Below are 7335 nucleotides of genomic sequence, written 5' to 3' on the forward strand. Positions count from 1 at the left end.
GTTCTTTAGATATAGCGGGTAAAACAGGTACAACAAACTATTCTTTAGAACAAATAGCACAATATAATCTACCAGAAAGTGCAACTCGTGATAGTTGGTTTGCTGGGTATACACCACAATATACGATGGCAGTATGGACCGGATATACAAAGGATAGTAAAGATGATTACATTAGTAGTAAAAATACGAAAATAGCTCAATTGATTTTTAAAGAAATGATGAGTAAGTTTGCTACAGATAAGTCACAATTTAAAATGCCGAACAGTGTAGTTCAAGAAGGTAGCGAATTACGTATTAAAGGTGAGAAGCGTGATTCTTCTCCAAATACGAAAATAGAAAATACGACTGAACAGCCGAGTGAAAATAAGCAAAAAGAAAAGCAAAAGAAACAAGAAGAATTAAAGAAACAAGAAGAGCAAAAGCAAAGTGAGCCAAAAAGTGGTAGTGACCGGGGAGATACAACACCACCAAACAATGGTAATGGCCAAGGAAATACAACGCCGCCAAAAAGTGGTAGTGACCGGGGAGATACAACACCACCAAACAATGGTAATAGCCAAGGAAATACAACGCCGCCAAAAAGTGATAGTGACCAAGGGAATACAACACCACCAAACAATGGTAATAGCCAAGGAAATACAACGCCGCCAAAAAGCGGTAGTGACCAGGGAGATACAACACCACCAAACAATGGTAATGGCCAAGGAAATACAACGCCGCCAAAAAGTGGCAGTGACCAAGGGAATACAACACCACCAAACAATGAGGATGACCATGGAACGCTACCGTCACCAAGTAATGATGGGAATACAGGAGAGGCTCCAGCTAATAATGGATAATATGTAATCATATAATTAAAAAACGCAATCCTTTTTGTAGAAATATACAGAAAGGATTGCGTTTTTATGACGCTATCGATTCAATATGAGTTTCATTTATTCGCTAAAGAACTCAAGCGATATCTATCTCCAGGTATCCTTCAAAAGCTCCTACGGGAGAAAAGTTTCGTAAAACGTAAAAGTAAGTATGACACAAGAGATTTGGCCGATTTATGCATTTGGATTAGTCAACACGTAGCATTTCTTCGAGAAATTTTTACTTCTCTTCTCACACAAAAACTCTGTTCAAATCACTCACTTTCTGCACATATGATCTCTACTTTCAATCGTATACGTATTCTAGATGCAAGAGTGTTTCAACTACCTGGTCAATTCGCCACCGACTATCAAGGTTTAGGTGGGAGTAGTAATAAGGCAGGCATGAAAATTCAATTGGAATATGATTTATTTAGCGGTCAATTCATTAACGTGCAGCTTGGACCAGGAAAGCATAAAGATAAAACATATGGTACCATCTGTCTTGAAACCATAGAAGCAGGCGATTTGTGTTTACGTGATCTAGGTTACTTCGATTTAGTAGACTTACAAACCATTCAGGATAAAAAGATTTACTATATCTCACGGTTGAAGTTGAATATACGCATTTATATCAAGAACCCTGACCCAGAATACTTCAATAACGGTACGTTAAAAAAGCAAACAGAATACATCTAGCTTGATATGACACAAATGATGTAGGATCTCATCCCTGGTGAAACAATAGAAATCCACGAGGCATACATTGGCCAAAATCAGAAGCTTCCAGCATGTGTCATTATCCATCATTTAACCGATGATCAAACGCAAACACGCCTGAAAAACCAAGCGATACATGAAAAGAAAAAAAGCATTGTCATGAAGGATAAAAGTAAACGTTTAATGGGCATGTGGCGGTACCCTATAGCATATAACCAAATTTGTTATCTTTACAACCATTTTTGTTATGTTTAAGTGCTATAATCCCTTATATATCAATAGATTTCAGCTTCCTAAAACATACAAAACATATAACATCATATTGAGTGAATTAAAATATATTATTGATTTATAAACACACCACATTTACTTACAATTTCAATTTGTGATGTGTTTATAGAACCAAAAGTGTTACATTTCATATTTTTACAATGTTATAAATATGAAATCGTTCTCTTAAATAATTCACCATATGAAATATTCAGTGAACATATAATAAAATTTTTTATATTAACCTTTAATAATCCACATATTACTTTTTAACCTCAATATAACAAATAAAATAATACTAACATGTATTAAATAGATATTAGTCCTCTTTTAATTCCTTTCACTACCGCCCCTACTCTACAAGAAACATCAAGTTTTCTTAGTATAGATGATACATGGTTTTCTACAGTTCGAGAGCTAATTAAAAGATCTTTACTAATATCTTTATTGGTTTTGCCCTCAGACATCAATTGTAAAATGCTTTTTTCTTGTGAAGTTAAAAACTTTTCTCGATCAAAGTTTTTTAAATGTGGAAAAATTTTCGCATTAGTTTTAATTCCAGTTTTATTATATTCAATTATTTGCTATCTATTTTTTGAAAATTTATCAAATAAAAATAGAAAAGCAATGGAAGGGCATGCCAATGTCAATTCATTCTTTATTCAAATGTTAAATGGTATTGAAAATATAAAGGCTTTGAGTAAAGAAAAGAGTATCAGTGCAATGAGTGTATCGAAAGTCGATGAATATATTAAAAAGGTATTAAAGCTTCAAAATACAAATAACAATAGTCTGTATTTAAAAAATATAATTCAGTACATTTTTCCAATGGTTGTATTATGGGTTGGTGCGTTACAGGTAATGTCTTCACAATTAACAACAGGAGCATTAATTACTTTTTTATCATTGTCAGCATTCTTCTTCACATCTGTACAACATATAGCCAGTATTCAACCTCAAATTCAACAATCAATTATAGCTGCTGATAGATTCTTTGATATTTTAGAGTCCAGTCTTGTAGAAGACGATGATAATGGGCAAATCATAGAAGGTAAAATAAAAAATATCAGAGTAGATAATTTGAGTTTTAATTATAAGAATGAAGAGCCATTACTTAAAGATTTCTCATTTGAGATTAATGAAAATTAAATAGTAAGTTTTGTAGGGAAAAGTGGTTCAGGAAAGAGTACGTTAGCTAAGCTTTTAATTAGGTTCCTAGAAACATCTAAAAACACCATTTATGTTAATGATATTGATATAAATGATATAAATTTAAAATCCCTTCGAGAAAAAGTTTGCTATATAAATGATAAACGTTTTTTTATCCCTGGAACGATAAGGGGAAATTTAACTTTGGGGAAAGCATTTAGTGATGATGAAATTGTAAATGCATGTAAAGCTGCTTGTATTCACGATTTTATTAATGGGCTACATAAAGGCTACGATTTCCCAGTAATGGAGGATTCGTCTAACTTCTCTTTAGGGCAATCCCAAAGGCTTTCTTTAGCTAGAGCTATTCTACAAAAACCAGATGTTTTAATTCTGGACGAAGTGCTAAGTAACGTAGACGAAGAGAATGCATTAAAGATTATGAAGAACCTAAAAAATATGGATATAAGCGTAATTTCTATTAATCATAATTCCTGCTTGTTTGATTATTATGATCAAATATATGATTTTTCAAAAGAAAGAATATCTGAATTTAATAGAGGTGTAAATCTGTGAAAAAATACATTGTATCTTTAATTGTAATTTTAATGACTTTTGGAATAGGTATATATGTGTATAGTTCATCAGTTGATAATAACCATGAATATAAAGATATGAGTTTTGAAAAATATATGGAGAAATTAGATGGTAATCAATCGTTTTTCTTATATGTTTATAGAACTGGTTGTCCAGCATGCGAAGAGTTAGAACCAACTTTGAATAAAGTAATAAAAGAGAGAAACATAACAATAGACAGTATCGAAATGTCTAAGAATAGGAACAGTCATAAAGACTATTTTGTTGAGCACAATATCGATTCTACTCCAATGTTAATTCACTACAAAAATGGAAAAGAGGATGCTCGTCTAAGCAATCAAATTATTACAGAAAAAAAATTAAACCAATTTTTAAATGATCATAATGATAAGTAATTCTATTTAGAAGATGGAGAAAAATGGGTGATAATTATGAAATTGATACGTTATAATAACTATATGTTCTTTGTGACAATGGTATCGTTCATTGGAACAGTAGGTAGTTTGTTTTTAAGTGAAATTATGAATTTAGTTCCATGTAGTTTATGTTGGTATCAAAGGATATGCTTATACCCTATATTTATAATTTGTCTTGTATCTTTAATTAAAAGACATTCTAATGCAAATGAGTATATCAAGTATTTTTCAGGAATAGGCTTAGTAATATCTTTATATCAATACATTATACAAATGACGCAAACAAAGAGTGCCTTTTGTCATTTATATGAAGACTGCTCAGCGATTGATTTTGTTTTTTTGAAATTTATAACAATACCTTTTTTAGCAATGTTAGCTTTTCTATTATTATTTAGTATTTCTTTTCTAGTAAAAAATCAAAAATAGATTTTAATTTAAGGAGATGTTGATATGAGTTTAAAAGAGCATGCAATGAAAGAGTTTCAAGAAAAAATGAATTCCAATGAGAGCTTACAAGGTATGATTACAACCTATTATGAAATGCAAAATGGTATATCTGGATTAGTCGGTGTACCAAATGGAAATTCTACTCCTGTGCAAGGGATTTTAGCATATACAGAACGACAATTATTATTTTATAGTGAAGTGTTTGGCAAGCTACCTATTTCATTACAGATACCCTTCCATAAAATTAATGAAATAAAAGAAAAAAAACAAGCTTTTGCCCTTTTTAAAACGATTCCAGCTATTGCCGTTTCCCATGAAGATCAAGATGTTTTTTCGACACGTGGAGATAAAGAGGAATTTGTACGTTTAAAAGAATTTTTTGAAAAAGTTAAGTATATGTCAAACTAGTAAATCCTAATCATCACTAAAAAAGAATTAAATGTGAACTACGCAAGCAAGAACGCTTTATAAACGGGCTGATGAGCTGCTAAGCTTAAAATCCAGCCCGTTTGTTTTGTATATTAAAATCTAAAAACATTATATTGTTAGGAGTCAATTACATAATATGAAAAAATATCTTTCTATTACACTACTTTTAGTTTTATTCGGATTATTATCCCCCTTGTCTAATATACATGCGGAGACAAATAACACGGACTTAAAAAAAATTGATCAAATTGTTAATGTTTTTAATGATAATACTAATGTAGAAGAAAAAATTAGTTACATTAAGGATAGTGATTTTAATAGTTGGTCAATTAAAGAGGTTAACCTAACTTTAGACAGAATAGATAGTTTAAATCTAAGCATAATGGAACGTGCGACATTAAAGAGAGAAATAATACGTCATTTTGGTTTTTCAAATTTTGATTTCAAAGGAACGAATTCAGATATTTTAGCGTTTAAAGAGTTGAAAATAGAAATTGTGGAGACCAATCAGCCACTTGTACTATATAGAAGAAGTAAATCTGGAGAACCAGAGTCTAAGTATGGTCTTGGTTATTGGTGGGGGGATAAAGCGAGAAGTATTGAAGAAACCAGAAATGAATTAGCCGTATTAGAAGCATGGGGAAATCCACTTAATACGGTATATAAAATTCAAGTGCCAAAAGGTATTAGAATGCTTAAAGGATTAACAGCCCCCCAAACTCAATATCTTAATGGAACAGATATAGTGCAAGAATATAGAAAAGGTGGAGCAATTCAATATTGGATTAATAACGTAAATAACAATTGGCTACAATGAAATCTTTCTAGGAGGACATTATGGAAACTGATTATGAATTTATAAAGTTGATTCTAGATTGTGAGCATATTATTAAACAACACACCCCTAGTAATCCTGACGATGTTAAAAGATATCATTTAATGTTAGATGAACTGAAAGGTTTAAGAATGACTATGAAATTGAAACAATTAAATACTAGGTTGTATTATTTATCAATAACACAAATGCTCGAAAAAAATGATCCGGAAGAAGTACTATATACTGTATTAAAGTTAAATGAATTTTATTGTACATACTATCAAAATCTATAGAAAAAAATGCTTAAAGTTTAATTATTAAAAGTAAAATGGTCTACGATGAAGGCACTCAAGGGGGTGTCTTTTTTTTCATGAGAAGATCCCTACGCAAAGTATAGCAATCAAAAGCAAAATATCTTTATAAGTATGAAACTCAAACTTGTGACCATCTGGATCTGTAAAATAAATAGACCGTTTATCTCGGTCATCTCTCTCTCGTCCAGGTAAGATATTAACATGATTTTGAATTAATATTTCTTTTAAAGAATCAAATTCATTATTTGTTACAGTAAAAGCTATATGTGTGTATGAGTGCTGAATTTCATTTCTTGGTATACTTTCTTCAACATTTAAAGCAATCCATAAACCATTTAAATCAAAATAAGCTAACTTTCTACCTTTTACTAATAATTTTGCTTGAAGTATATTTTGATAAAACCCAATAGCTTTCTCTAGATTTGAGACTGAAAAACAAATGTGATTAATACTTTGTCCCATGCTACATTCTCCTTATTAATTGATTAAGTTATATATTACATTATAATTAAAAAGGCATTTTTCTACTAGGAGTACAGACCTATTACTATCAAGATAATAAAATAAAATCCTCTCTAAAATGAAAAAATACGCTATTCTTTCTGTTTCCTTATAGGAAAGGATGGCGTTTTTTTAACACTTGGGGGTAAAGAAAATTCTTAAGTTGATGGATATGTGGTGATACCCCGTATTCTAGAATATGATAAAAATGCAGAAATTTAAAATTGTTGTTATATAGAGAGACGTAAAGCACTCAAAACTATGAACGTTTCCGCAATATTCTCCTTTGTCTCTTTCGAATGAAATTTATAGCAAGATATAATAAAGCTATAATGATATAAGGGGCGTCTTTTATGAAAAAAGAAAAAAGACAAAGGCTAATTAAACAATTGGTGAGAGAGTATGAAATAGATACACAAGAGAAATTAGTAGAATTGTTAGAAGAACAAGGGGTAGTAGTAACACAAGCTACTATTTCGCGGGATATTCATGAATTAAATTTAATAAAGACAATCACTTCAAATGGATTAACTATATACAAGGTTTTCACAGAAAATAGTTTACAAACTGATATGATGTTAAAGAAAAAGTTGGGAGAAGTTGTCGTGAAGATTGATTATGTAAATCAATTAACGATTATTAAAACTTTACCGGGTAATGCTCATGTTATAGGTGTTTTATTAGATTCTTTAGATTGGAAAGAAAAAGTAGGATGTATTTGTGGAAATGATACATGTCTTGTAATTTCAAAATCACAATCTGATAGGAAGGTTTTAGAAGAGAGATTGAAATTAATTATGTAGATAAAAAAACTGTGTCTA

Annotated in this window: 10 protein-coding genes and 2 pseudogenes; 10 read left to right on the forward strand and 2 right to left on the reverse strand. The window is 30.7% G+C overall.

Annotated elements, in window-relative coordinates:
• Together DT250_RS30310 and DT250_RS30315 are read left to right on the forward strand one after the other, a co-directional pair.
• Window positions 1–839, forward strand: a pseudogene (locus DT250_RS30310) (penicillin-binding protein); the annotation flags it as partial.
• A 66-nt stretch (window positions 840–905) separates the two neighbouring features.
• Window positions 906–1766 (forward strand): annotated as a pseudogene (locus DT250_RS30315) (IS4 family transposase); the annotation flags it as partial.
• Between the two features lie 386 nt (window positions 1767–2152).
• Here DT250_RS30315 and DT250_RS30320 read toward each other — a convergent pair.
• Complete coding sequence (locus DT250_RS30320) at window positions 2153–2425, reverse strand: response regulator transcription factor (protein WP_370513137.1); 273 nt, start codon at window positions 2423–2425, stop codon at window positions 2153–2155.
• Here DT250_RS30320 and DT250_RS30325 point away from each other — a divergent pair.
• The 7 genes from DT250_RS30325 to DT250_RS30355 all read left to right on the forward strand — a co-directional run bounded on the left by DT250_RS30325 (window position 2322) and on the right by DT250_RS30355 (window position 5992).
• Complete coding sequence (locus tag DT250_RS30325; RefSeq protein WP_149214289.1) at window positions 2322–2993, forward strand: ABC transporter transmembrane domain-containing protein; 672 nt, start codon at window positions 2322–2324, stop codon at window positions 2991–2993. The two genes, DT250_RS30320 and DT250_RS30325, sit on opposite strands and share 104 nt — an antisense overlap.
• The gene (locus DT250_RS30330) at window positions 2994–3569 is read left to right on the forward strand and encodes an ATP-binding cassette domain-containing protein (RefSeq protein WP_149214290.1); all 576 of its coding nucleotides are present in this window, start codon (window positions 2994–2996) and stop codon (window positions 3567–3569) included.
• Complete coding sequence (locus DT250_RS30335; RefSeq protein WP_098210643.1) at window positions 3566–3985, forward strand: thioredoxin family protein; 420 nt, start codon at window positions 3566–3568, stop codon at window positions 3983–3985. The genes DT250_RS30330 and DT250_RS30335 overlap by 4 nt, the downstream gene beginning before the upstream one ends.
• Window positions 3986–4048: 63 nt before the next feature.
• On the forward strand, window positions 4049–4432 hold the full coding sequence (locus tag DT250_RS30340; protein ID WP_255450547.1) for a disulfide bond formation protein B: 384 nt from the start codon (window positions 4049–4051) through the stop codon (window positions 4430–4432).
• Between the two features lie 24 nt (window positions 4433–4456).
• The gene (locus tag DT250_RS30345; RefSeq protein ID WP_098292121.1) at window positions 4457–4861 is read left to right on the forward strand and encodes a GRAM domain-containing protein; all 405 of its coding nucleotides are present in this window, start codon (window positions 4457–4459) and stop codon (window positions 4859–4861) included.
• Between the two features lie 157 nt (window positions 4862–5018).
• Window positions 5019–5699 carry an autotransporter gene (locus tag DT250_RS30350; RefSeq protein ID WP_098292120.1) on the forward strand — a complete coding sequence of 227 codons (681 nt, stop codon included), beginning with the start codon at window positions 5019–5021 and terminating at the stop codon, window positions 5697–5699.
• 20 nt (window positions 5700–5719) lie between these two features.
• Entirely contained in the window at window positions 5720–5992 is a 273-nt protein-coding gene (locus DT250_RS30355; RefSeq protein ID WP_097877539.1) for a hypothetical protein, read from the forward strand.
• Window positions 5993–6067: 75 nt separating this feature from the next.
• On the opposite strand, the gene fosB is transcribed toward DT250_RS30355, so the two are convergent.
• On the reverse strand, window positions 6068–6475 hold the full coding sequence (fosB, locus tag DT250_RS30360) for a metallothiol transferase FosB (RefSeq protein WP_149214291.1): 408 nt from the start codon (window positions 6473–6475) through the stop codon (window positions 6068–6070).
• Window positions 6476–6867: 392 nt separating this feature from the next.
• Between fosB and argR the strand changes: the two genes are divergently transcribed.
• Window positions 6868–7317 carry an arginine repressor gene (gene argR / locus DT250_RS30365; RefSeq protein ID WP_078203857.1) on the forward strand — a complete coding sequence of 150 codons (450 nt, stop codon included), beginning with the start codon at window positions 6868–6870 and terminating at the stop codon, window positions 7315–7317.
• Window positions 7318–7335: the final 18 nt, after the last annotated feature.

It is taken from the genome of Bacillus sp. AR2-1, from assembly GCF_008368755.1.
Taxonomy (GTDB): Bacteria; Bacillota; Bacilli; order Bacillales; family Bacillaceae_G; genus Bacillus_A; species Bacillus_A wiedmannii.

What these genes read in the sequence shown, in the direction of transcription:
- DT250_RS30345 (WP_098292121.1), top strand. Translation starts at nt 4,457, where the DNA reads ATGAGTTTAAAAGAGCATGCAATGAAAGAGTTTCAAGAAAAAATGAAT.
- DT250_RS30350 (WP_098292120.1), top strand. Translation starts at nt 5,019, where the DNA reads ATGAAAAAATATCTTTCTATTACACTACTTTTAGTTTTATTCGGATTA.
- DT250_RS30340 (WP_255450547.1), top strand. Translation starts at nt 4,049, where the DNA reads ATGTTCTTTGTGACAATGGTATCGTTCATTGGAACAGTAGGTAGTTTG.
- DT250_RS30355 (WP_097877539.1), top strand. Translation starts at nt 5,720, where the DNA reads ATGGAAACTGATTATGAATTTATAAAGTTGATTCTAGATTGTGAGCAT.
- DT250_RS30325 (WP_149214289.1), top strand. Translation starts at nt 2,322, where the DNA reads ATGCTTTTTTCTTGTGAAGTTAAAAACTTTTCTCGATCAAAGTTTTTT.
- fosB (WP_149214291.1), bottom strand. Translation starts at nt 6,475, where the DNA reads ATGGGACAAAGTATTAATCACATTTGTTTTTCAGTCTCAAATCTAGAG.
- argR (WP_078203857.1), top strand. Translation starts at nt 6,868, where the DNA reads ATGAAAAAAGAAAAAAGACAAAGGCTAATTAAACAATTGGTGAGAGAG.